Here is a 24,676-nt window from a genome sequence, read left to right on the forward strand (position 1 = left end):
TCCTACCGCGCAGGCGCGTCCGCGGCGGAGGCGGGGTCCGACCCGGCGATGGCTTTGTCGATCGCGCCATCGGTCTCCAGGTTGGCGCCGCCGAAATCGGCCAGGATCGTATAGGCCGCCGGCACGATGAACAGCACCAGCACCGTCGTCGCCATCAGGCCGAAGGCGAGGCTGGTCACCAGCGGGATCAGCACTTGCGCCTGCAGCGACTGCTCCGTCAGCAGCGGCAGCAAGCCCACTATGGTGGTCAGCGAGGTCAGCATGATGGCGCGGAAGCGGGCGCCGGTGGCAAGCGGCGCGGCATCGGCGACAGTGCGCGCCTCGCCATGATGGTACTTGATGAAACTGACCAGCAGGATGGAGTTGTTGACCACGATGCCGGCCAGCGCCAGGAAGCCGAGCGTCGAGGGCATGGTGAAATCGAGGCCGAGCAGCATGTGCCCGCCGATCGCTCCGATCAGGGCGAAGGGGATGATGATCATCACCACCAGCGGTTCCAGATAGCTGCGGAACTGGAACGACAGCAGAAGGTAGATGCCGATGATGCCGAGGGCGAAGCCCTGCAGCATCGACCCTTGCGTCTCCGAGGCATCGGCGTTGGCGCCCTCGAACACGACCGCGACGCCCGGGTAGCGCTTCTTAAGCTCGGGCAGGAAAAGCTGCCGGGTCTCTGCGAGGATCTCGGTCGAATTGCCCTGCCGGCTGTCGAGTTCGCCCTGGACCGACACCGTACGCTGGCCGTCGACGCGGCGGATGCGCGAATAGCCGCGCGCGGTGTCGATCCTCGCCACGGCCGAGAGCGGGATCTGGCTCCCGTCGCTGGCGGTCAGCGTGAACTGGTCGATATCGGCCAGCGAATCGCGGCTTGCCGGATCGAGCACGACGTTGATTTCGTAACCTTCCCCGCGCGTCTGGATCTCGTCGACCTTGTAGCCGTAGAAGGCGGAGCGGATCTGGTCGGCGATTGCGCGTCCGCTGATGCCGAGGGGGGCTGCTCCTTCACGCAGGGTGACGCGCAGCTCCGGCTTGCCGGGCCGAAGATCGGTCATGACGTTGTAGACGCCGCGATAGCGAGACAGCCATTGGCTGAGCTCGGCAGCCGCGCCCGAGAGCTGGTCGAGATCGCCGCCGGTGAGCCTGATGTCGATCGCACGGCCGCCCGGACCGAACGTCCCCTCGGTGAAGTTGAGCGTCACCGCGTCCGGGATGTCGCCGGTCTCGCGCTGCCACAACGACAGCATGTCGGCGATCCGCGCATTGCGCGTCTCCGAATCGAGCAGGTCGGCGATCACCGTTGCGACATGCGATCCGGATTCGCCGGCATCCTGGTTATAGTTGTAGCGATGGGTGATGTTGCGGACGAGTTTCGCCCCGTCCGGCTCCTGCGGGCTCAATCGGCCGCTGACCCGTTCCAGTGCTTCGCTGACATGCCGGACGGCATTTTCGGTGCGCGCCAGCGGCGTGCCGGGCGGCATCATGATGCGTGCCTCGATCACGTTGCCGTCGATGTCCGGAAACGGCGAGAACTTGACCAGCCCGGAAGCCAGCGCACCGTAGGTCAGCATCAGAACCGCGATGGCGAGCCCCATCGTGAGATAGCGCCAGCCGACGGCCGCGCGCGCCAGCGGCACGACCACGCGCTCGCGCATCAGGTCGAGGCCCCGGTTGAACGATGCCTGGACCCGGCCGCCGGCCTCGTTTCCCGCAGTGAGCGTCTGCTTGAGATGATGCGGCAGGATCAGGAACGCCTCGATCAGCGATATGCTCAGGACGAAGAGCATGACCACCGGCACGACACGCAGCACCTGGCCGATCTCGCCTTGCAGGAAGCCGAGCGAACCGAAGATGCAGGCCGTCGTTGCGAAGGAGGCGAAGACCGAAGGCAAGACCTGCGTCGCGCCGTCGATGGTCGCTTGGACAGCCGGCTTGCCGCGCGCGCGGTGGCTGGCGATATTTTCGGCGATCACGATGGCGTCGTCCATCAGGATGCCGATGACGATCAGCAGCCCGACCATGGTCAGCATGTTGATCGAATACCCCGCCAGCACCATCAGGAAGAAGCCGCCCGCGAAGGAGACCGGCAGGCTGGCCGCCACCCAGAGCGAATAGCGGAAGCCGAAGAACAGCCACAAGACGAGGAACACCAGCGCCAGCCCCTGGGCCGCGTTCCGGATCAAGAGCACCAGCCGGTCGTTGACGACTGACGAGACGTCATTGGTGATCACCATCGAGACGGCCGGCGGCGCCGTCGCCGAGGCGACGTCGAGGAAGGCGCGCAGCCGGTCGAACACTTCGAGGATGTCCTGCTCGGCCGTCTTGGTGACGGCCAGGATGGCGGCGGGCATGCCGTTGAACTCGACTCGCGCCTCGTCCAGCGTGAAGCGTTCGTCGATTTCAGCCAGGCTGCCGAGACGGACCTGTCCGCCGCTGCTGCTGGAGACGACCACCACGTCGCGGAATTCGTCCGGTTTCCTGCGCTCGCCGGAATAGCGCACCAGGAACTCGCGCTCCGAGGTTTTCAGGCTGCCGGAGGGCAGGTCGATCGATTCCTGCTGCACGGCGCGCGCCACGTCGGCGACCGACACGTTGAAATTGCGCAGCCTCTCGCGGTTCAGGCCGATGCGGATTTCATGCGCGGAGAAGCCCAGCACCTCGACCTTCGGGATGCCGCCCCATAACAGCATGCGGTCGCGGATGTCTTCGGCATAGGCCTTCAGATGCACCCGGTCGCGCGGCCCGGTGATCGCGATCGAGGCGACGAAATCGGTGCGTCCGAGTTGCGCCACCACCGGGCGCTCGACGTTTTCGGGGAAGTCGGCGATACCATCCACGGCGCTGGTGATGTCGGCGGTGAAGCGATCAAGGTCGACGGCGGCCGTCTTCTCGACCGTGGCGGTCGCCACGCCCTCGAGCGCCTCGCAGACCACCTCGGCGACGTTGTTGACCGCATCGAGCGCGTCCTCGACCCTCTGGCAGAGCGCGGCCTCTACTTCCTCCGGCCGGCTGCCGGGCCAGGCGACCGTGACCCGAACCTTGTCTGGCGCGATGCGCGGAAAGGTCTCGCGCTGCAGCGTCGGGTAGGAGAAGATGCCGACGACCAGAAGGGCCAGCATCAGCAGGTTGGCGGCGGTCGCGTGACGGGCGAAATAGGCGATCACAACTGCGCGTCCGCCGCTTCGCCGAGGGCCTCGCGGGCAAGCTGCGCCTCAAGCCCGGCGTCGCGCGCCGGGCGCAGCCGCATGCCTTCGATGGCCGGCAACAGGTCGGAAACGACCACGCGGTCGCCCGCGGCCAGGCCTTCGCGGATCACCACGATGCTTTCCTGCCAGAGGCCGGTGTCGACCGGCACGATCTTCAGCCGTTCCTCCTCGTCGACCACATAGACATGGCCGTCATGCAGCGCCGATCGCGGCACCACGATCCGGTTCTCGAGCTTGCGGGCGCGCAGTTCGACGCCGACGAAGAGACCCTTCGACAGCGGCGGCCGCTCGCCGGGAATGGCATTCCGCCAGGTGTCGTCCGCCGTCACGATCACGCCAACCGACCTTGTTTTCAGGTCGACCGTGTCGGAAAGGCGCGAGACCCTGGCCGGCCATTCGACCGCGACCGAATCGACATCGAGCTTGATCGTCACGGAGAAGCCCATGCGGTCGATGATCTCGCGGATATCGGTAGTGGTAATCGCCGATCCTGCCTGATTGTCGGGCGTCGCCACCCTCGCAAGCTTGGCGAACTCCGAAATCGGGATCTGCGCCTCGACCTCGGAGGTCGCGATGCCGTCGGCGGTCACAAGTGTCGACCCGGTCTGGGCGAACTGCGTCATCTCGGCCGAAACCTCGGCGATGCGGGCATCGAAGGGCAGCGAGATCCGGGTTCGCTCCAGATTGAGCTCCGCCTGCGCCAGTTCGAGCTCATTGAGCTTCTTCTGCTCTTCCAGGGCGCGGCGCTGGGCGGGGACGAGTTTCAGCGTGTTGCGGATGTCCTGCACCTTCTTGCGCTGCGCCAAGGTCTCGCGCGCATCCTGATCGAGCGCGGTGGCCGACACCGTGCCGGATTCGCCGAGCCGCTGGCGCCGTTCCGATTCGCGCTGCCGGATCGCCAGCACCTCCTCCTCGATCTCCAGCGTCGCGCTGAGATTGCTTTCATTGGCGTCGAGTTCGGCCAGCTGTGCCTCGACCCTGCTGATATTGGCCTGCGCCCGCGCGATGGCGATTTCGGTGTCGCTCGGCGAAATCCGGATGATCTCGGTGCCTTCGGCCAGGATGCGGCCGCGCTTGAGGTCCGGATGCACATAGGTGACCTCGCCGGGAACCTGAACGACCGCTTTCCAGGTCTTGCCGGGATTGACCGTGCCGAAGCCGGTGACCCGCGGCACCAGATCGATCTCTCCCGCGACGATCGTCCGCACGTCGCGGACGGTCTCGGCCAGATCATGCGTCGCCGGTGGCTGGCGCTGGTTTGCCGCCCAGTAGACGAGCGCGGCCGCCGCGATCACTGGCGGAAAGAACAAAAGCCTGCGCCACATCGGCAACTCCGCCCCTGTTTCCGGCCTGCGGCAACCGGAAAGCCCCGTGCCCGCTGTCTGCCGGTATGTGTGCCTTGCGCGACTTTAGCGCGCCTGGCGGTCAAAGGCACCTTCGATCCGCTTCGCGGGGGCTAACGAGTGTCTCGATGCGCTTCCGTCCGACGTCAGGCCAACGCCTCACGGACCTGCGCGAACACCTCGGTGAACATCGCCTCCGTCAGCCGGCCGGTATTGGTGTTGTAGCGCGAGCAGTGATAGCTCGAAAACAGCGTAAGGCTGCCGACCTGATGGCGCGAGCCATGTCCGAACGGGTAGTCGGCGACGCGCAGGCCGAGCGCCCGCGCCGTCGACTGGTGGGCGATCGAGCCCAGCGCCACGATCGCCCGCAACGCGGGGAAACGCTCGATGGTCGGCCGGAAAAAGTGTTCTCGGCAGGTGTTGATCTCGGCGCCGACAGGCTTGTTCTCCGGCGGCACGCAGCGCACGGCATTGGTGATCGCGGTGCCGACCAGTTCCAGGCTGTCGTCCGGCCGTGCCTCGAACTGGCCGCGCGCGAAGCCGAAGCGCGCGAGCGTCGAATAGAGCAGGTCGCCGGCATAGTCGCCGGTGAACGGGCGGCCGGTGCGATTGGCGCCGCGCAGCCCCGGCGCCAGTCCGGCGATCAGCAGTTGCACGCCGCCGGCGCCTTCGGGCGGCAGGAAGGTCGGCACGGGCGCGTTGTGCCAGGCCGGCTCGCGCTCGCGCCAGCCGGCAATGAAGGCGTGAAGGCGCGGACAGAGCGCGCAGTCGCGCGGCGGCTCGACCGTGTCTAAAGAGCCGGACGCCAAGGGCTGGGCCATCAATAGTCGCTGTCGTCGTCGTCCGTGGAGGTATCGACGCGCCGCTGGGGCCGCTCGGACGGGTCGCGACCGACATCGCCCTTGAGCGAGACGAGGTCGATGAAATGATCGGCCTGGCGGCGCAATTCGTCGGAGATCATCGGCGGCTGCGAGGCCATGGTCGAGACCACGCTGACCTTGCGGCCGCGCCGCTGCAGGGCTTCGACGAGGGTTCGGAAGTCACCGTCGCCGGAGAAGATGACGTAGTGGTCGACGATGTCGGCAAGCTCGAGCGCGTCGATCGTCAGCTCGATATCCATGTTGCCCTTGATCTTGCGCCGCCCGGTGGAGTCGGTGAACTCCTTGGCGGGCTTGGTCACGACCTTGTAGCCATTGTAGTCGAGCCAGTCGATCAGCGGCCGGATCGAGGAATATTCCTGATCCTCCACCAGCGCCGTGTAATAATAGGCGCGCAGCAGATAGCCGCGCTGGTTGAAGCTGGCCAGCAGCTTGCGGTAGTCGATGTCGAAACCGAGCGCGCGCGACGTGGCATAGAGATTGGCGCCGTCGATAAACAGGGCGATCTTTTCTCGCGGGTCGAACATCTAATATCCCTTTGTCGGCAACAGGCGCGTCGAGGCAATGAATGCGACGTGCGCTCAACGCGCCGTCTCGCTGCAATGCAAATAGGATTGCCATAAAACGAATGAAAGGGAAACAGGGTTGCCGTTCCGACCTCTGCGAGCCGGCCTCTCTCTCCGCCAGAACACGTGTGGGCCGCATGCGGCCCACACGCTGCTCATCAGTATCGGCGCACAGCCGGCCTCATCCGGCAGCGGCGCCCGGCGTCCAGTCGGCGCGGCCGCTGCCAAAGGCACCGGCGACCTTGCGTAGCAGCTTCCGCGCCGGCGAAGCTGACGCGACGGACGATGGGTCGCCGTCCTTGGGCGCGGAGGATACTCCCGCTGTGCTGCCGCCCGACAATTTGAACTGTCCGAGCAAGGTGTTGAGAGCGGCGGCTTCGCCTGCCAGCCCGTGACTCGCGGCCGTCGATTGCTCGACCATGGCGGCGTTCTGCTGGGCGCTCCGACCCATCTGGCTGACGGCGCTGTTGATCTCCTCCAGACCGGTCGCCTGTTCACGCGCCGCCGCCACGATGGCACTGACGTGTTCGTTGATCTCCTGCACCTCGCCGATGATCTCCCGCAGCGCCTTGCCTGTGGCATCGACGAGTTCCACCCCGGCCTCCACTTGCTGACCGGAATTGGTGATCAGCGTCTTGATCTCCTTGGCCGCTTCCGCGGATCTTTGCGCCAGTTGCCGTACCTCCTGGGCGACGACTGCGAAGCCCTTGCCAGCCTCGCCGGCACGCGCCGCTTCCACGCCGGCGTTGAGCGCCAGCAGGTTGGTCTGGAACGCGATATCGTCGATCAGGCCGATGATGTTGCCGATCTCTCGCGAGGACGTTTCGATCGTGCCCATCGCCTCCACCGTGCGGATCACGACCTCGCCAGAGCTTTCCGCCTTCTCCCGGGTCCGCGACACCAGCTTGCCGGCCTCCTCGGCCCGCTGGCTGGAGTTGCGCACCGTCGCGGTCAGTTGCTCGACCGCCGCGGCGGTCTGCTCCACCGAAGCGGCCTGCATCTCGGTCCGCTTGGCGAGATCGTCCGCCGCCGTGCGGATCTCTTCCGAACCGCCATGAATGGCGCGCGCATTCTCGCCGACGGCGCGAAGAGCTTCCTCCAGCTTTGCCGCCGACTCGTTGAAGTCGGTGCGCAGCTTGTCGAGCGCCGGCGCGAACGGTGTCTCGATCCGGTTGCTGACGTCACCCCGGGCCAGGCCGCTCAGGCAGGTTCCGAGCGCGGTAATGGCATCCTGGATGGCGCGCGCTTCCTTTTCCTTCTCCAGCTCGCGCTCACGCCGTTCCTGTTCGGTCAGCTTGCGGCCCTCTTCGGCATCCGCTTCGAGCTGCATCTTCTGAAGCCCCGCATCGCGGAACACCAGTACGGCTCGCGCCATCTCGCCTATTTCGTCGCGGCGTCCCGTCGAGGGGACAGTCACGTCGAGATCGCCGTCGGCGAGCCGCGACATGACGGCCGTCAGGCGCTGGATCGGCCCGGTGACGCGCATGACAACGATCCACAGAGCGATGCCGGCCATCAGCACGGTCAACGAGAGGACAGCGATGCTGATCAGCAAGCCCTGCTGACCGGCGTCGGCATCCCGAGTGGTATATGCAGCCGCGGTTGCGCTGATGGTTTCGGACAGGGCAAGCAATGTGTCGATGGCGCGCGTTGCCGCGCTGATCCACTCGTCCGCCGATAGCGGGTAGGCCGAACCTCCGGCTCCGGCGCGGTAGACGTCCTGCCTCAGGGTCTCGAATGTGCCGAAGAATTCTTCCCGCACGGTCTCGAGAGCGTGCACGACGTCGGGGCTGGCGAAATCCCGCGCGGCATAAGCCTCCACGGTGGCCCTTGCCTGCTCCAGCCGGCCACGCAGTTCGGCGAGACTCGCGCGCTGGTCCGAACTGATCGGCGTTCCGCCCGCAATGACAGCGCCGATCGCAGCGCGCTCACGGCCTGAATATTCGCTCATCACCCACACAGCCTGCTTGACTTCCTGCAACAGCAGCGAGCGAGCAAGCGCGTTGTTCGGAATGATCTGGGATGCGATGCGCAGATCCTGCGAGGACATGATCAGTGCCGTCATCGTCGGCACCCAGCGGGCAACCACGGCTGGGTCGCGCTGGGTAAGGCTCTTGGCCAGTTCCCCATCGACATCGGCGCGAAGGGCGGTGACCGCTTTCATGTCGGCGCGAACCTTCTCGAGGAGCGTATCGCGACCCTCGAAGCGCGGACCGCCTTCCACCCTTTCCAGTGCTCCCAGCAGGGCAGCATCCGCCTTTTCGCGCAGGCCCTTGATGCGTGTGAGGACCTTTGCATCGGCCTTCGCCGCGCCTTGAAGGGCGGCATTCGTATTGCCGCGCTCCGCGGCCCACGCACCGGCACTGGTCAGGAAAAGGTCAGCGGTTGCGTTGTTCGCCTGCATCTGCCTGGCGCCGTTCATGCCGGTCCAGGCGCCGACGAGATTGTCGATCGCAAAAGCCGCCAGCCCCAGGGTCAAAAGCGAGAACAGCACAAGGAGGCTCGTCCTCACGCCAACCGACGAAAAGCGCGCTCTCCTCGATGAGCCGCCGCCAGCCGTCGCGGCAGCGTCACCGCGAACGTTGTGTTCTGTCGTCATCTGAATGTCCCCCACGCCGGGAATGCCGCTCGCATGGGGCCTCGGGGCGCCCGGCGCGCCTCGGGGTCGCGAAAGCCAGGCTAACCCCGCCTCGGCAGGGCACCGACACCGCCCCCTTCAAATCCCCGGGCTGCATCGGCATCGCCTGGTCACTCCCTCGGGAGAGTGATTCACCCAAAGTATGACGGCTTCGTTGACGTATGATTAACCCACTGCGGGGTGGTGCGCGCCGGCAGTGAGGTCGGCACTACTCGGTTCGTCGCATTCGGATTTGATACCGGTGATCGCCGACAGCCGATCCGGCATGCTTTGTGCGTTGGCGCGACGGCGTCTTGTGCTTGTTTTTCGCCGCCGTTCGGAGTATGCAGCCGGCCAATTCCGACACAATCGAACCTGAAAGGGGCATTGCATGGCCCGCGTCACCGTTGAAGACTGCATTGACAAGGTCGAGAACCGTTTCGAACTGGTGCTCCTGTCCGGCCACCGCGCCCGCCAGATCTCCCAGGGCATGCCGATCACCGTCGATCGCGACAACGACAAGAACCCGGTCGTCGCGCTGCGCGAGATCGCCGACGAGACGCTTTCGCCGGGCGACCTGAAGGAAGACCTGATCCATTCGCTGCAGAAGCATGTCGAGGTCGACGAGCCGGAGGCCGACGAGCCCGAGGCGATCGAGCAGGGCGACGCCGTCGCCGCCGTGGCCGAGACCGGGGCGGACGACGACGAGCCGGTCTCCTTCGACCGCATGAGCGAGGAGGAGCTTCTGGCCGGCATCGAGGGCCTGGTTCCGCCGGAAAAGAGCGACGACTACTGAGCCGGCTCGCCTCCTGCTTAGTCGCCACTACCACGGCGGCCGAATTTTTCTTATCTAGGGCATGCGCCGTGACTGTCGCGGCGCATGTTTCGTTTGAGGAGGCGGCCATTCGATGATGCGCCAGTATGAGCTTGTCGAGCGCGTGCAGCGCTACAAGCCTGACGTGAACGAGGCGCTTCTCAACAAGGCCTATGTCTACGCCATGCAGAAGCATGGCCATCAGAAGCGGGCATCGGGCGACCCGTATTTTTCGCATCCGCTGGAAGTGGCCGCGATCCTCGTCGACATGCATCTCGACGAATCGACCATCGCCGTTGCGCTGCTGCATGACACGATCGAGGACACCACCGCCACGCGCCAGGAGATCGACGAGCTCTTCGGCAAGGACATGGGCAAGCTCGTCGACGGCCTGACCAAGCTCAAGAAGCTCGACCTCGTCTCCAAGAAGGCGGAGCAGGCGGAGAATTTGCGCAAGCTGCTGCTGGCGATCTCCGAGGACGTGCGTGTGCTCCTGGTCAAGCTCGCCGACCGGCTGCACAACATGCGCACGCTCGACCACGTGCCCGAGGCCAAGCGGCTGCGCATCGCCGAGGAGACGATGGACATCTACGCCCCGCTGGCCGGCCGCATGGGCATGCAGGACATGCGCGAGGAGCTGGAGGAACTCGCCTTCCGCCACATCAATCCGGGCGGCTACCGCGCGGTGACCGAGCGCCTGACGGAGATGTTCGAGCGCAATCGCGGCGTCATCGGCGAGATCGAATCCGCGCTCAACGCGCTGTTTCCGAAATACGGGGTCAACGCCAGGGTCAAGAGCCGCCAGAAGAAGCCGTGGTCGGTGTTCCGCAAGATGGAAACCAAGGCGCTCTCCTTCGAGCAGCTCTCCGACATCTTCGGCTTTCGCGTGCTCGTCGATACGGTCGAGGATTGCTATCAGGCTTTGTGCGCCATCCACACCAGCTGGTCGATGGTGCCGGGCCGGTTCAAGGATTACATCTCCACACCGAAGCAGAACGACTACCGCTCCATCCACACGACCATCGTCGGGCCGTCGCGGCAGCGCGTGGAACTGCAGATACGCACCTTCGAGATGCACAGGGTCGCCGAATACGGCGTCGCCGCGCATTCGATCTACAAGGACCTCGGCACCAAGCCGAACGGCGCTGGCCATGCGATCTCCAAGGAAACCAATGCCTACGCCTGGCTGCGGCGTACGATCGAGTCGCTGTCGGAAGGCGACAATCCGGAGGAGTTCCTCGAAAACACCCGGCTGGAGATGTTCCAGGACCAGGTGTTCTGCTTCACGCCCAAGGGCAAGCTGATCGCGCTGCCGCGCGGCGCCACGCCGATCGACTTCGCCTATGCCGTCCACACCGACATCGGCGACACCTGCGTCGGCGCCAAGGTCAACGGCCGCATCATGCCGCTGATGACCGAACTGAAAAACGGCGACGAGGTCGAGATCGTGCGTTCCAAGGCGCAGGTGCCGCCGGCGGCCTGGGAACAGGTGGTGGTGACCGGCAAGGCGCGTTCGGCAATCCGCCGCGCCACCCGCGCTGCGATCCGCAAGCAATATTCCGGGCTCGGCACCCGCATCCTGGAGCGCGCCTTCGAGCGTGCCGGCCACGACTATTCGCGCGACCTCCTGAAGCCGGTGCTGCACCGGCTGGCGCGCAAGGATGTCGAGGACGTGATCGCTGCGGTCGGCCGCGGCGAACTTTCCTCGCCCGACGTGCTGCGCGCCGTCTTTCCCGACTACAAGGACGAGCGCGTCACCGCCGTCGTGCCCAAGGCGCGCGAGGAGGGCTGGTTCAACCTCAGGAACGCCGCCGGGATGCTGTTCCGGGTTCCCGGCCGCTCCTCGAAGAAGGGCGAGGTGCCGAAGCGCGAGAAGAAAAGCGGCGGCGGCGCGCTGCCGATCCGGGGCGTTGCCGGCGACCTGCCGGTGCGTTTCGCGCCAGAGGGCGCGGTGCCGGGCGACCGCATCGTCGGTATCATGCAGCCCGGTTCCGGCATCACCATCTACCCGATCCAGTCGCCGTCATTGACCGCCTTCGACGACCAGCCCGAACGCTGGATCGACGTGCGCTGGGACATCGAGGAAGGCAACAAGGAGCGCTTTCCGGCGCGCATTTCCGTGACCGCCATCAACGAGCCCGGCTCGCTTGCGGAAATCGCGCAGGTGATCGCGTCGAACGATGCCAACATTCACACGCTCTCCATGGTGCGCACCGCGCCCGACTTCACCGAGATGGGTTTCGACCTCGAGGTATGGGACCTGAAGCATCTCAACCGCCTGCTTGGACAACTTCGCGACACGCCTTCGGTGAGCGAGGCGCACCGCGTCAACGGCTGATTGCAAGGCCGGCCAACCGCCCCGCTTTCGCCCTTAGTCCGTGTTGGCGGCGCCACATTGCGCGGCTATATGTTTGTTAAGCGGGCAGTGGGATAGTTGCGCAGCCGCTTTTGCGGGGGCAGGGCGGCGGGCGCGGATGGCTTTTCTGATTCCCGCAAGGACCGAGGTAACGAGCGACGATGCTGTTTCGGCGCAGAAAGCCGGCAGATGTTTGGGAGCGGACGCGTACGCTGTTCTGGCCGCGCCGTTCGTTCTGGCGTTCGGCGCAATACTACGCCAAGCGCGTGCTGCGGCTGACGGCAACGCCGCATGCGATCGCGGCAGGCATCGCCGCCGGCGTCTTCGTTTCCTTCCTGCCCTTCCTGGGCTTCCATTTCATTTTGGCCGCCGTGCTTGCCTGGGTTCTGGCCGGCAATCTGATCGCCTCCGCCATCGGCACGGCAATCGGCAATCCGCTCACCTTTCCGCTGATCTGGGGATCGACCTACAAGCTCGGCTGCTTCATCCTCGGCAGCCATGACGCATCCGACGGCATCCATTTCGGCCGCCTGCTGGGCCATTTCGAGTTCTGGCAGCTCTGGGATCCGGTGCTGAAGCCGATGGTCGCCGGCGCCATTCCGATCGGCATGGCCTTCGCCCTCGGCTTTTACCTTGTGACGCGGTGGAGCGTCGTCACCTTCCGTCACGAACGCCAGCGCCGGCTGGCCGAGCGCGCGACGCGCCGCGCCGCCCTGTCGCGGGCGCATGCCGGAGCCGTTGCTCGCGGATGATCGTCGGCCTCGGATCCGACCTGATCGACATCAGGCGCATCGAGCGCTCGCTGGAACGCCACGGCGAACGCTTCATCCAGCGCATCTTTACCGATATCGAGCGCGAGCGCTCCGAGCGCCGCAAGACCCGCGCCGCCTCCTATGCCAAGCGCTTCGCCGCCAAGGAAGCCTGCGCCAAGGCGCTGGGCACCGGGATCGCCGACGGCGTCTTCTGGCGCGACATGGGCGTGGTCAACGACGCCGCCGGCCGCCCGACCATGGAGCTTGCCAATGGCGCGGCGAGGCGGCTTGCCGCGCTGATGCCGCCTAGGCACAGGCCGCACGTGCACCTGACCATCACCGACGACTTTCCGCTCGCCCAGGCATTTGTCGTGATCGAGGCGCTGCCCGCCGAATAAGCGCCATCTTTGCCGTGTTTTGCGCCTGATCCTGCCGGCTATTGCGTTGCTCCGCGCCGCCGGAGCCGATATGACCTTCCGGCTGGTGAATCGAGGACCATATGAGCGTGGCTGACAAATCGCAGAAGAAATCCGGCGGCCTTGGCGAAACCGTCAGCGTCATCGTCCAGGCCCTGCTGCTGGCCCTCGTCATCAGGACCCTGCTGTTCCAGCCGTTCTCGATCCCGTCCGGCTCGATGCGCCCGACGCTGCTCGAGGGCGACTACCTGTTCGTGACCAAATGGGCCTACGGCTATTCGCGCCACTCGCTGCCGTTTTCGCCCGACCTGTTCGAAGGCCGCATCTGGGCTTCGCCGCCCGAGCGCGGCGACGTCGCCGTCTTCAAATACCCGCCGGACCCGTCGCTCGACTACATCAAGCGCGTCATCGGCATGCCGGGCGACCGCATCCAGATGCGCGGCGGCCAGTTGTTCATCAATGGCGAGGCGGTGGCGCGCGAAAAGACCGGGCAGATCGACAATCCCGACATCACCGAGGTCGACCGCCCCGTCGACGTCTGGCGCGAGACGCTTCCCAACGGCGTCTCCTACGACACGCTCGACATCACGCCGAACGGCATCGACGACGACACGCGCGAATTCGTCGTGCCGGACGGGCATTATTTCATGATGGGCGACAACCGCGACAACTCCGCCGACAGCCGCCGTTTCGGCTTCGTGCCGGACGACAATCTGGTCGGACGCGCCAACATCATCTTCTTCTCGATCTCCGGCGGCGCCAGCCCGCTCGAGGTCTGGAAATGGCCGACCAACATTCGCGTGTCGCGGCTGTTCAACATGATCCAATGAGTTTCCGCAAGCGACCGTCAGGCGCCGCACTGGTGGAGGCGCTGCGCGAGCGGACCGGTTACGCCTTCCGCGACCAGGACAGGCTGGAGCGTGCGCTGACCCACGCCAGCGCCCGCCGCGGCACCGGCTCCGACTATGAAAGGCTGGAGTTTCTCGGCGACCGTGTGCTCGGCCTCGTCGTCTCCGACATGCTTTTTCATGCCTTTCCGGGCGCGCCAGAAGGCGAGCTCGCCTTGCGCCTCAATGCCCTGGTGAGCGGCGAGGCCTGCGCCGAGGTCGCCGAGGAGATCGGCCTTGCCGATTTCATCCGCGCCGAGGCCGGGCTGCGGTCGGCCAAGGGCCGCAAGGGCCGCAGCACGCGTGCCGACGTCATGGAGGCGCTGATCGCGGCGATCTATCTCGATGGCGGGCTGGAAGCGGTGCGCCCGTTCGTGCTGCGTTACTGGGAGCCGCGCAGCCGGGCGGCGGCGCAGGCCGTGCGCGACGCCAAGACCGAGCTTCAGGAATGGGCGCATCAGTCGGTTGGTACGACGCCGGTTTACGCGCTGAAGGGCCGCGAAGGCCCCGACCACGAGCCGCTGTTCACCGTGACCGTCACCGTCGGCGACCTGCCGCCGGCGACCGGGTCAGGCCGCGCCAAGCGCGAGGCCGAGCAGGCCGCGGCCGGCGCGCTTCTGGTGCGCGAGGGCGTGTGGAACGAGCCGGAGCCCGTGTCATGAGCGGGGCGGGCGGCGAGGGCGGCGCCGCGACCCGCTCCGGCTTCGTGGCGCTGATCGGCGCGCCCAACGCCGGCAAGTCGACGCTGGTCAACCAGCTTGTCGGCACCAAGGTCTCGATCGTCTCGCACAAGGTGCAGACCACGCGCGCCATCGTGCGCGGCATCGCCGTCCACGGCAACGCCCAGATCGTGTTCGTCGACACGCCCGGCATCTTCAGCCCGCGCCGCCGGCTCGACCGTGCCATGGTCACGACCGCCTGGGGCGGGGCCAGGGATGCCGACATCGTCGTGGTGCTGATCGATGCCGAACGCGGCATCAGCGGCGACGCCGAGGCACTGCTCGACCGGCTCGGCGACATCCGCCAGCCCATGCTGCTGGTGCTTAACAAGATCGACCGGGTGAAGCGCGAGACGCTGCTGGCGCTGGCGGCGACGGCGAACGAGAAGGCCGGCTTCGAGGAAACCTTCATGATCTCCGCACTCACCGGCTCGGGCTGCGCAGACCTGCTCGACCATCTGGCGAAACGATTGCCGGAAGGGCCGTGGTATTACCCCGAAGACCAGATTTCCGACCTGCCGATGCGCCAGCTCGCGGCAGAGATCACCCGCGAAAAGCTCTATCTCAGGCTGCATCAGGAGCTTCCCTATTCGTCGCATGTCGAGACCGAGAAATGGGAGGAAAAGCCCGACGGCTCGGTGCGCATCGAACAGGTGATCTATGTCGAGCGCGACAGCCAGAAGAAGATCGTGCTCGGCGCCAAAGGCGAGACGATCAAGGCGATCGGAAGCGCGTCGCGCAAGGAGATAGCCGAGGTGCTGGAGCAGAAGGTGCACCTGTTCCTGTTCGTCAAGGTGCGCGGCAATTGGGGCGACGACCCCGAGCGCTATCGCGAGATGGGGCTCGACTTCCCCGAGTAGCTGACGGCTTCGGCCGCAAACCGTCCGCGTGCGCGAAAGTCGGCGGCTTTCCTTATTTTACATTTGTGTTAAATTGCATTGGAAACCGCCCGCGATCGAACGAAGGGGAAGCCGATGACGACCGAACTCTTCTACCTGTTCCTGTCCACGGTCCTGCTCGGTGTCTTGTGGATACCCTATATCTACGGCCAGGCGACCAAGGTCGGGCCGCTGCAGCCGAAGGAATATGTCGAAGGCCGTCACGCCGAGGTGCCGCACTGGGTGCGTCGCGCCGACCGTGCCCACATCAACCTGGTCGAGCAGTATGGCGCCTTCGCCGGGTTGGTGGTCATCGCCCATCTCGCCGGCGTGCACGACGCGGTGACGGTCTGGTGCGCCGCGATCTTCTTTTTCGCCCGCATCGCCCATGCGGTGATCTACATTGCCGGCGTTTCCGTCTTCATGGCGCGCACGATGGTCTTTCTCGTCGCCTTCCTGGCGCTCGTCGTCTACGCCATCGACATCTTCGTCAGCTTCGAATGGGCGACCGCTTGACCCATAGCGTCCGGCCTGCAACGACCATGCGATGAGGCCCGCGACCGCGGGCCATCACGCGGGACGGCCGGATGATCGGCGAAGTGCTCGAAGGATATGCTGCGGTCGGTGACGACTGGATCGCGCGCAGCGAGGCGATCTCCTGCGAGACGCTGTTTGCGCCCGTCGCCGATCTTTTCCCGCAACGCCCGTTGCGCATCGCCGATATCGGCGCCGGCACCGGGCGCGACATCTGGACATGGCTTGTCCTGGCGCGGCCCTCGCACCTTGGCGAGCCTTGCCAAGTCCCTGAAAACAGTTCAAGCATGAACAATGGAATGGCGTGACGAAGGCATCATCATCGGCACGCGCCGCCACGGCGAGACCAGCCTTATCCTGGAGGTGATGACGCGCGACCACGGCCGTCACCTCGGCCTGGTCCGCGGCGGCCGTTCGCGCAAGCAGCAGCCGGTGCTGCAGCCCGGCAACCGGGTCGAACTCGCCTGGCGCGCGCGCCTCGACGAGCATCTCGGCAATTTTGCCGTCGAACCGGTCGAGCTCAACGCCGCGCGGCTGCTGGCGAGCGCCTGCGCCGTCTACGGCCTGCAGACCATGGCCGCGCATCTGCGGCTGCTGCCCGAACGCGACCCGCATCGGGGCCTCTACGAGACGCTGGAGATTGTCATCGGCCACCTCGACGAGCCCGCTTCGGCGGCCGAACTGATCGTGCGCTTCGAATTGCTGCTCCTCGACGATCTCGGCTTCGGGCTCGACCTGGCGCGCTGCGCGGCGACGGGAACCGGCGACGACCTTACCTATGTTTCGCCCAAGACCGGCCGCGCCGTGTCGCGGCTTGCCGGCACGCCCTATCGCGACCGGTTGCTGCCGCTGCCCGCCTTCCTGCGCGCGGGCTCCGGCCTGCGCGCCGACGCCGCGGCGCTGGAGGACGCCTTCCGCCTGACCGGCTATTTTTTTGCCCGCCACGTCTACGAGCCGCGCGGCATCGAGCCGCCGGAAACCCGCGCCGGCTTTCTGGCTGCGCTGCGGCGCCTGCGCGAGGTGGGCGCGACATCACCAGCGAGGAGCCTTGAATGAGCGAAGTGGAACTTTACCCGGGCTACGTGTCGCCGCTGGGATTGGGGACGATCCCGCATGAGGACATCGAGAAATATACCGGGCTCGAACTGCTCCAGCGCATCGTCGACCGCAAATATCCGGCGCCGTCGATCGGCGCGCGGCTGAATTACGGTCTGGTCGAGGTCTCGGAAGGCCGAGCCGTCTTTCGCGGCGTGCCGGGCGAGCGGCACCTCAACCCGCTCGGCGGCGTCCATGGCGGCTGGGCCGCGACGCTGCTCGATTCCGCGCTCGCCTGCGCCGTGCAGACCTTGCTTGCCAGGGGCGAGGCCTACACGACGGCCGAGTTCAAGGTGAACCTGACCCGCCCGATCACGCCGAAGACCGGCGAGGTGGTCTGCGAGGGGTTCGTCGTGCACAAGGGCCGCACCCTCGCGGTCTCCGAGGCCAAATTGCTCGACAGCAGCGGCAAGCTGCTCGCCTTCGGCACCGAGACCTGCTCGATCTTTCCGGCCGAGAAGCTGAAGCCGCGCTGACCGGTCACGGGCGGCCGGAGGCGGAGAAGTTCCGCCCCCTGCACAGGCTGGATCAGCCGATCCTGGCGCCGTCGGCCCTGGTGATGACCACGACGGCCGGGCGCACCGGCAGCGCGGGGTCGAAATCGGGCCAGCGCGTCGCCGGGTTTTCGTAGGTGGCGAGGCCTTCGTCACCTGGATGCTGGACGGCGAGGAACAGCGTCGCGCCGTCGGGCGTGAACAGCGGACCGCACATTTCCGCGCCCACCGGCACGCGGAAGAACAGCCGCGACGTGCCGCGCGCTTCGCCTTCGGTGTCGACCGCCCACAGGCCGTCGGTGCGTCCGGTGGCTTTCTGGCTGTTGCCGTCGGTCGAGACCCACAACCGCCCGTCGGCGTCGATGGCGCAATTGTCGGGCATGCCGAACCAGCCATTCGCGGTCGTGGCCGCCGAGAAGGTGGCGCCGACCTCGGCGACGCTCGGATCGCCGCATCTGAGCAGGATTTCCCAGGTCGAGCGCGTCGAGGCGAAATCGCCGCCAGTCTCGCTGATCTCGATGATGTGGCCGAAGGCGTTTCCGGCGCGCGGGTTGGCGGCGTTGAGGTCGTCGGCCTTGCGGCGCGTATTGTTGGTCAGCATCACGTAGACCTTGCCGGTCTTCGCGTTGGGTTGGACGTCTTCCGGCCGGTCCATCTTGGTCGCGCCGAGCAGGTCGGCGGCGCGGCGGGTCTCGATCAGAATGTCGGCCTGGCCGGCGAAGCCGTTTTCGGCCGTGAGCGGGCCTTCGCCGTGCGTGAGCGGCATCCAGTCGAGACTGCCGTCCTCGTTGAACTTCGCCACGTAGAGCGTGCCCTCGTCGAGCAGGTCCATGTTGGCGGCGCGGTCGTCGGCGTTGAAGGTGCCGGTCGAGACGAATTTGTAGACATAGTCGAAACGCTCGTCGTCGCCCGAATAGGTCACGACGCGGCCGTCCGGATTGACGATGGTTTCGCAGCCTTCATGCTTGAAGCGGCCAAGCGCCGTGCGCTTCTTCGGCACCGAATTCGGGTCCATCGGATCGACCTCGACGATCCAGCCGAAACGATTGGGCTCGTTCGGCTCCTTGGCAACGTCGAAACGGTCGTGGAACGCGCCCCAATTGTACCAGCCTGCCGGCACGCCGACGCGTCCGTAGTTGGCTGCCTCGGGATGTTCCGGCTCGCCCTCCCTGGTCAATTCGCCCGTGAAATAGCCGTGAAAATTCTCCTCAGCCATCAGGTAGGTGCCCCACGGGGTGAAGCCGCCGGCGCAGTTGTTGAGGGTGCCGAACACCCTGGTGCCCGACGGGTCGGCCTTTGTCTTGACGCGGTCGTGGCCGGCGACCGGGCCGGACAGGGTCATCTCCGTGTCGACGGTGATGCGCCGGTTCATGGCCCCGTCGAGCACCGGCTGCCACTTGCCGTTGGTCTTGCGGATCTCGATGATGGTGCCGCCATGCGCCGCCATCTCGATGTCGACGAGGTCCCTGGTGTACTCGCCGGTCTTGACCTTCTCGACCTCGACCGGCTCCTGGCCTTCCTTCTCGATCTTCTCCTTCACCACCATGGCGAAGCCGGGAAACATCAGCTCTGCATTGGTGTATTCGTGGTTGACCAGCAGCAGGCCGTGTTCGGCCGAGCCTTCGAGCGGCACGAAGCCGATATAGTCGTTGTTGTAGCCGAACTGGCGCGCCTGGGCCGCGGCAGTCTGGTTGGCAGGGTCGAATTCGGGCGAATCGGCGAAAACCTTGTCGCCCCAGCGCAGCAGGACGTCGGCGTCATAACCCTCGGCGACATGATGCGTCTCGTCCACGCCGGCCTCGATTTCGGTGAAATCGAATGCGGAGGCCGACGCGGCCTTCGCCTCGCGCGCGCTCAACAGGGCAAGCGGGCTGACCGTGGCGCCGATCGCCGCCACCGCCAGCGAGCCGCCGAGAAAGCCGCGCCGCGAGTAGCGGCGGTTGATGATGTCGCCGAGCGTCGGATTGGCGCTCGGGTTGCGGCCGACATCCTCCGATTCCTCGCGGATGTCGGTGGGTGTCCTGATATCTGACGGGTCGATGCGCTCGTTCATGCCTGCCTCCTGGGTGGGTCTGCGAAACCACCCGGGATTTAGGCCGCCGGCTGTTGCATCCGCATGACGGAAGCCGGCTAAGGCAGGGTGATTTTCCCTATTCGGCCGCCGCCAGGGCAGGGCGCTCCACAGCAGCCTCGCGGATCGGCCAGTGCACGATCGCCGCGAAGATACCAAGCGCCACACCCAGCCACCAGACCGCGTCGTAGGACCCGTAGATGTCGTAGAGATAGCCGCCGAGCCAGACGCCCAGGAAGGAGCCGATCTGGTGTGACAGGAAGACGATGCCGCCCAGCATGCCGAGATGGCTGGTGCCGAACATGATCGCCACCAAGGCGTTGGTCGGCGGCACGGTCGACAGCCACAGCAGCCCCATGATGCCGGCGAAGACGATGACGGTGGCTGGCGTCTGAGGCAGAAGCAGGAACGCCGTTACCAGCACCGACCGGCCGATATAGATCCAGGCCAGGAAGATCGGCTTCGAATAACGCTGGCCGATGAAGCCCGAGGCGAGCGAACCGATAATGTTGAAGAAGCCGATCAGCGCCAGTGCGATCACCGCGTAACGGGCCTCGATGCCGATATCGGCGACATAGGCCGGAAAATGCGCGGTGATGAAGGCGACCTGGAAGCCGCAGACGAAGAAGCCTGAAACCAGCAGCAGGTAGCTGTGGTGGCCGAGGGCCTCGCGCAGCGCCTGGCCGACGCTCTGTTCGATCTCGGTCTGGCTGACCGAGCCGCTCCTGGAGTTGCCGCGCAGCGGGATGGCCAGCACCGGGATGGCAAGCATCATGAAGCTCATCACGATCAGCGAATCGTACCAGCCATAGGTGTCGATCAGCCCCTGGCTCAGCGGCGCGAAGAAGAACATGCCGGCCGAACCGGCCGCCGTGCCGATGCCGAAGGCGAGGCTGCGGTTTTCCGGCGCGACGTTGCGGGCAAACGCCGCGAGCACGATGCCGAACGATCCCGCCGCCACGCCGAGGCCGACCAGCAGGCCGCCGCCGACATGCAGCATCGTCACGCTGTCGGCGTTCGCCATCAGGTAGAGGCCCGTCGCATACATGACGCCCGAGAGCGCCAGCACGCGCCAGGTGCCGAACTTGTCGGCGATGGCGCCGAAGACCGGCGTGCCCAGGCCCCAGGCGAGGTTCTGGATCGCCATGGCGAGGCCGAAGGTGGTGCGGTCCCAGCCTTTCTCTGCCAGCATCGGCAACTGGAAAAAGCCCATCGCGGAGCGCGGACCGAAGGTCAGCGCCGCTATGAGACAGCCGCAGATGATGATCAGCCACGGAAGCGTGGACCTGCTCTGCGCGGTGGCCGAAATGCTCGCCATGTCGAAGGACTCCGATTTGGAGGCCGACACTAGCGGTTTCGTTGATTCATTCCAGTGAATTGGACGCGCTGGATCAATCAGTTTTTTTGATCTGACGCAGCAGCGGAACGCTCTCGCGCCCCGCCGCCCGGTTTTCGTGCGTGGCGGCGTCTCAGGCGTTCTGCGCCTGCGGCTGGCCGATCAGATGCACATCGCGCTGCGGGAACGGGATCGAAATGCCCCTGGCGTCGAAGGCGAGCTTCGCCGCCTTGGTGAGGTCGAGCTTGGTCTGGAACCAGTCCGGCGTCTTGGTCCAGTAGCGCACCGTCACCGCCACCGCGCTGTCGCCAAGCTCGCCGACGAACGTCGTCGGCGCCGGCTCGGCAAGCACCCGGTCGTCACCGTCGATCAGGCCGGCAAGCGTCGTCTGCGCGAGGTCGATGTCGTCGTCATAGCCGATCCCGATGCTGATGTCGGCGCGGCGCACCGCATTGCGGGAATAGTTGGTGACTGGCGAGTTCCAGAGTTCACTGTTGGGAGCCAGCACGAACAGGCCGTCGATCGACTTGAGCTCGGTCGCAAACAGGCCGATCTCGACGATGGTGCCGGAAACGCTGCCGGCATCGACATATTCGCCGACCCGGAACGGCCGCAGGACCAGGAGCATGATGCCGGCGGCGATGTTTTGTAGCGTGCCCTGCAGCGCCAGGCCGATCGCGAGGCCGGCGGCGCCGAGGGCGGCCAGGATGCTGGCGGTCTGGACGCCGAACTGGGCCAGAACCGCGACGATGCTGATGATCAGCACGCCGTAGCGGGCGACCTTGGAAAAGAAACGCTTGAGCGTCTCGTCGAAACCGCGGACGCGGCCAAGACCGCGATAGGAGGCGCGTTCGACGACGCCTGCCGCGACGAAGCCGGCGATCAGGAGGATGATCGCACCCAGGATCGAGAAGGAATATTCGACGGCGAGCGCGCCCGCCTGCTGCATTCCTCCGGAGACCGCCGCCATCAGCCCCGACATGTTCGTTTCGATTTTTTCCATGTTCTCCTGCCTGAACTCCAATGTCGCCCCTTGGGCTGTTCGATTCCTATTAGAAAGGATCGGCCGGGGCGATGAAAGCCGCGTACCGGCCGTCAGCCTTAACATGCGGCGGAGTGCGGATAGCGGAGGGTGACGCGCAGGCAGCGTTCACGGCCGTCGCCACAATTCCGTCTCAATTCCGGCGCGTTGGCAATTTTCAGCTTGGGCTCCATGATGCCCGGTGCAGGCGCTCCCTGATCGAGGGGGCCAAAGGGCCGATCATGGGATGTGAAGTCCGCATGCCATCATCCATCCGACAGGCGGAACCGCGCGACATCGATGCGCTCGTGGCGATCGAGAACGCCGTCTTTTCGACTGACCGCATCTCGCGCCGCTCGTTCCGGCAACTGATCGAAAGCGACAGTGCGAAGCGGTCGACGCTGATTCCCCAATTCTCGCGCAGGCCAGACTAATATAGGAAATATCGAACTAAGGCGCGCGGGAGGAACACGTGCTCGAAAGATCGGACACAACCACGAAAATCGTTTGTGTAGTTCCGCTCATGTTTGGCTCTCGACCTAGGCTCCGCGACGATGTCGCCGGAACGGCGTCGGGATGGGAGCGCTCGAGTTGGCATAGCTGGTTCCCCGAACAGCTGCGTAACTCGTTTCCGCGTACGACAATCTTTACAAACATAATTCAGTTATCACCGATATCGGAACTGGATCGCCATTTAGACATGGCGGATTTCTCCAGTTGGCTTATCTTCTTTGACGACCGCTTGGGCGCGGCGGTTTTTTGTTTTGATACTTCAATTGGCGGGCTTTCGAGCGCCGAACTATCTGAAATTTATGGAAATTTGTGTACGATGCAGGAGCGGAGCGTTGAATCTGCTATTCTGTCTCTGCTCCATCATGACGACCAGAAAGCTCGCGCTAGATTAGCACTTACATGGAGCTTTTCTATCAACATAATAAAAATTGCTGATAAGATCGAGATGGATGCTGAGTCGATGCGGCAGTTTGTGACGATTTGCGGAGGCAGCGACCTAGGAGGACATCATCAATTCGATTCCGAAGAAGTGCTTCATCTCGTCGGTGCGACTGGTTCTCTTGCAATTGTAATAAAGGATAGCCCGAAAAAGAAGAATTGGCAGCGCATTATTGGACTATGGACGGCATTTTATTCGTACTATGCTGCATCAATCAATGACTACTCTCGGCTGGCGCGCGAGAACGCTAATGCGCCGAAAAAGCATACACGTCGTCAGCTTCTGGAGAGCATAAGATATCATGATGAGAGTTATCGATACATAACGAGCAGAATAAGTCTTTTCGATCCACTCAGTATATGTACAAGATCTTTCGATAGCCAGATATACGAAAATTGCTGGAAGACACTGGATGTCGAGTCTGATTCTGTGAAGCTGGAGCGTATGTCGAATTTTTTCCTGGAGAGCGCCAGAGGAGCCCAAGCCGAACTTACTCGCCGTTACGAAAGGGTCGTGGAGCTTGTCCTGTTCTTATTGGCTTTCACGCAAGTGCTGCCAATATTTGAGTGGCTTATCGGATGGGCAGCAAATCTAATGGGTATGAACACATCGATTGATGGTACGAAGTTGGCAGCCTTAGCATTTTCTATAAGCTTGTTTATTCTTGTTTACATTTATGCATACAAAAGGAGCAACTGATGAGCAATGTGCGGAAGGCTGAGTACCGAGACGTAGAAAGTCTTCTTGTCATCGAGAAGTTATGCTTTAATCAGGCATATTACTCGCGAATGACGCCACGGCAGTTCTATAGACATTTATCCAGTCCGAACGCTTTGCTTCTCGTCGTTGAAGATGACAGCGGTACGGTGCAAGGATACGCTCTCGGGTTCCTTCACGGAAAACGGAAGGCGCTCAGGTTCTACTCATTGGCCGTTGCACCCGATGCGCAGCGCGGCGAATACGGAAAGCAGCTTTTTGGTGCAATTGAACAGCGGGCTCAAGAAATGGGACTTGGGGTGCAATGTGAAGTACGCGAAGACAATGAAAAACTAATAAATCGGTACACGAAACTTGGGTATAGAAAATATAAGACAGTAAGAGATTATTATCCAGACGGCGCAGCATGCATAAAGATGGTGAAAGAGTTTCTCTAGAAAATTATATCTACTATGTATTTTTCGTATGCGGATAGCGTACTATGTAAACCGTTGTGCAGGAAGCTCTCGAAAAAACGTAGGTCGATTTTTGTTTCATATTGACCTGACAGCGGATCGTATATTGCCATGTCTGCGCCCGGCTTGAAGGTAATCCAGTGGTATTCGTTTGACATAGAATAAGCGCGCATACTGCATAATAAGAGAGCAGGAGTGTCGGGCAAAAATTGTTTAGCTGATTTCATTTCATTTATGGTTATCAGTCGACCTAGTGCGTCAGCAAAGGCAAGGTTATCATTCTCAACTTGGCGTATCACGGTTTTCTGCACTTCACTACGAACAGTGCGCGCGAAACTGAAGTCCGACTTGGTGCGAATGAGTTTGAGCTTCTGATTGTGCTTATCGGCAGCTCTCAGCAGACCAGCGCCGTCGCAGCCAGCTGGTCCCTGGCCCATGAAAACGGTGTTTGCTGTGCGCCACAAATCGATCTGATTGCCAAGGTCATTGGCTATGATAGACCCTTTCCACGAGAGAAGTGTGATCAACGCGGCCGGACCGCACAGAAAGGGTAGCGCCTGCGACATGACCGTCCT

General features: G+C 64.2%; 23 protein-coding genes. 14 read left to right on the plus strand and 9 right to left on the minus strand.

The features are described 5' to 3' along the window. Positions 1–2: 2 nt before the first annotated feature. The 5 genes from FQ775_RS02885 to FQ775_RS24135 form a co-directional block, all read right to left on the minus strand. Positions 3–3,158, minus strand: coding sequence for an efflux RND transporter permease subunit (locus tag FQ775_RS02885; RefSeq protein WP_146297446.1), 3,156 nt, complete (start codon positions 3,156–3,158; stop codon positions 3–5). Further along, positions 3,155–4,525, minus strand: coding sequence for an efflux RND transporter periplasmic adaptor subunit (locus FQ775_RS02890; RefSeq protein ID WP_146297444.1), 1,371 nt, complete (start codon positions 4,523–4,525; stop codon positions 3,155–3,157). The genes FQ775_RS02885 and FQ775_RS02890 overlap by 4 nt, the downstream gene beginning before the upstream one ends. Before the next feature lie 164 nt (positions 4,526–4,689). Then, positions 4,690–5,364, minus strand: a complete 675-nt coding sequence (locus FQ775_RS02895; RefSeq protein ID WP_146297442.1) for a uracil-DNA glycosylase — start codon at positions 5,362–5,364, stop codon at positions 4,690–4,692. Beyond that, complete coding sequence (locus tag FQ775_RS02900; RefSeq protein ID WP_146297440.1) at positions 5,364–5,948, minus strand: LabA-like NYN domain-containing protein; 585 nt, start codon at positions 5,946–5,948, stop codon at positions 5,364–5,366. Before FQ775_RS02900 ends, FQ775_RS02895 begins: the two co-directional genes overlap by 1 nt. Positions 5,949–6,168: 220 nt before the next feature. Then, entirely contained in the window at positions 6,169–8,586 is a 2,418-nt protein-coding gene (locus tag FQ775_RS24135) for a methyl-accepting chemotaxis protein (RefSeq protein ID WP_284700295.1), read from the minus strand. 409 nt (positions 8,587–8,995) lie between these two features. Between FQ775_RS24135 and rpoZ the strand changes: the two genes are divergently transcribed. The 11 genes from rpoZ (at position 8,996) to FQ775_RS02960 (ending at position 17,531) form a co-directional block, all read left to right on the plus strand. Next, a complete protein-coding gene (gene rpoZ, locus FQ775_RS02910) occupies positions 8,996–9,400 on the plus strand; it encodes a DNA-directed RNA polymerase subunit omega (RefSeq protein ID WP_146297438.1) in 405 nt (134 codons plus the stop codon). A gap of 112 nt (positions 9,401–9,512) precedes the next feature. After that, positions 9,513–11,756, plus strand: a complete 2,244-nt coding sequence (locus tag FQ775_RS02915; protein ID WP_146297436.1) for a RelA/SpoT family protein — start codon at positions 9,513–9,515, stop codon at positions 11,754–11,756. 179 nt (positions 11,757–11,935) lie between these two features. Continuing rightward, entirely contained in the window at positions 11,936–12,526 is a 591-nt protein-coding gene (locus FQ775_RS02920) for a DUF2062 domain-containing protein (RefSeq protein ID WP_146297434.1), read from the plus strand. Next, a complete protein-coding gene (gene acpS / locus FQ775_RS02925) occupies positions 12,523–12,924 on the plus strand; it encodes a holo-ACP synthase (RefSeq protein ID WP_146297432.1) in 402 nt (133 codons plus the stop codon). The genes FQ775_RS02920 and acpS overlap by 4 nt, the downstream gene beginning before the upstream one ends. Before the next feature lie 101 nt (positions 12,925–13,025). Next, the gene (gene lepB, locus FQ775_RS02930) at positions 13,026–13,772 is read left to right on the plus strand and encodes a signal peptidase I (RefSeq protein ID WP_146297430.1); all 747 of its coding nucleotides are present in this window, start codon (positions 13,026–13,028) and stop codon (positions 13,770–13,772) included. Next, positions 13,769–14,491, plus strand: a complete 723-nt coding sequence (gene rnc / locus FQ775_RS02935; RefSeq protein WP_146297428.1) for a ribonuclease III — start codon at positions 13,769–13,771, stop codon at positions 14,489–14,491. Before lepB ends, rnc begins: the two co-directional genes overlap by 4 nt. After that, entirely contained in the window at positions 14,488–15,408 is a 921-nt protein-coding gene (gene era / locus FQ775_RS02940; RefSeq protein ID WP_146297426.1) for a GTPase Era, read from the plus strand. The genes rnc and era overlap by 4 nt, the downstream gene beginning before the upstream one ends. A gap of 114 nt (positions 15,409–15,522) precedes the next feature. After that, entirely contained in the window at positions 15,523–15,942 is a 420-nt protein-coding gene (locus tag FQ775_RS02945) for an MAPEG family protein (RefSeq protein WP_146297425.1), read from the plus strand. A 71-nt stretch (positions 15,943–16,013) separates the two neighbouring features. Further along, entirely contained in the window at positions 16,014–16,268 is a 255-nt protein-coding gene (locus FQ775_RS02950; protein ID WP_146297424.1) for a hypothetical protein, read from the plus strand. After that, positions 16,255–17,016 carry a DNA repair protein RecO gene (gene recO / locus FQ775_RS02955; protein ID WP_146297423.1) on the plus strand — a complete coding sequence of 254 codons (762 nt, stop codon included), beginning with the start codon at positions 16,255–16,257 and terminating at the stop codon, positions 17,014–17,016. Before FQ775_RS02950 ends, recO begins: the two co-directional genes overlap by 14 nt. After that, complete coding sequence (locus tag FQ775_RS02960; protein WP_146297422.1) at positions 17,013–17,531, plus strand: PaaI family thioesterase; 519 nt, start codon at positions 17,013–17,015, stop codon at positions 17,529–17,531. The genes recO and FQ775_RS02960 overlap by 4 nt, the downstream gene beginning before the upstream one ends. 52 nt (positions 17,532–17,583) lie before the next feature. On the opposite strand, the gene FQ775_RS02965 is transcribed toward FQ775_RS02960, so the two are convergent. From FQ775_RS02965 to FQ775_RS02975, 3 genes are all read right to left on the minus strand, one after another. Further along, positions 17,584–19,602, minus strand: coding sequence for a PhoX family protein (locus FQ775_RS02965; RefSeq protein ID WP_146297421.1), 2,019 nt, complete (start codon positions 19,600–19,602; stop codon positions 17,584–17,586). A gap of 97 nt (positions 19,603–19,699) precedes the next feature. Beyond that, positions 19,700–20,938: an MFS transporter gene (locus tag FQ775_RS02970; RefSeq protein WP_146297420.1), complete on the minus strand. Its 1,239-nt coding sequence runs from the start codon at positions 20,936–20,938 to the stop codon at positions 19,700–19,702. A 151-nt stretch (positions 20,939–21,089) separates the two neighbouring features. Then, the gene (locus FQ775_RS02975) at positions 21,090–21,950 is read right to left on the minus strand and encodes a mechanosensitive ion channel family protein (protein ID WP_432420062.1); all 861 of its coding nucleotides are present in this window, start codon (positions 21,948–21,950) and stop codon (positions 21,090–21,092) included. Positions 21,951–22,237: 287 nt separating this feature from the next. Here FQ775_RS02975 and FQ775_RS02980 point away from each other — a divergent pair, with 287 nt between their 5' ends. The 3 genes from FQ775_RS02980 to FQ775_RS02990 all read left to right on the plus strand — a co-directional run bounded on the left by FQ775_RS02980 (position 22,238) and on the right by FQ775_RS02990 (position 24,083). Next, a complete protein-coding gene (locus tag FQ775_RS02980) occupies positions 22,238–22,411 on the plus strand; it encodes a hypothetical protein (RefSeq protein WP_167812752.1) in 174 nt (57 codons plus the stop codon). A 266-nt stretch (positions 22,412–22,677) separates the two neighbouring features. Then, positions 22,678–23,628 carry a hypothetical protein gene (locus FQ775_RS02985; RefSeq protein WP_146297418.1) on the plus strand — a complete coding sequence of 317 codons (951 nt, stop codon included), beginning with the start codon at positions 22,678–22,680 and terminating at the stop codon, positions 23,626–23,628. Beyond that, positions 23,628–24,083 (plus strand): GNAT family N-acetyltransferase, encoded by a 456-nt coding sequence (locus FQ775_RS02990; protein WP_146297417.1) that lies wholly within the window; start codon positions 23,628–23,630, stop codon positions 24,081–24,083. The genes FQ775_RS02985 and FQ775_RS02990 overlap by 1 nt, the downstream gene beginning before the upstream one ends. Here the strand turns inward: FQ775_RS02990 and FQ775_RS02995 are convergent. Further along, positions 24,080–24,667 carry a peptidase C39 family protein gene (locus FQ775_RS02995; protein ID WP_146297416.1) on the minus strand — a complete coding sequence of 196 codons (588 nt, stop codon included), beginning with the start codon at positions 24,665–24,667 and terminating at the stop codon, positions 24,080–24,082. The two genes, FQ775_RS02990 and FQ775_RS02995, sit on opposite strands and share 4 nt — an antisense overlap. Positions 24,668–24,676 lie beyond the last annotated feature (9 nt).

Origin of the sequence: Nitratireductor mangrovi, assembly GCF_007922615.2 — a bacterium.
Lineage (GTDB): Bacteria > Pseudomonadota > Alphaproteobacteria > Rhizobiales > Rhizobiaceae > Mangrovimarina > Mangrovimarina mangrovi.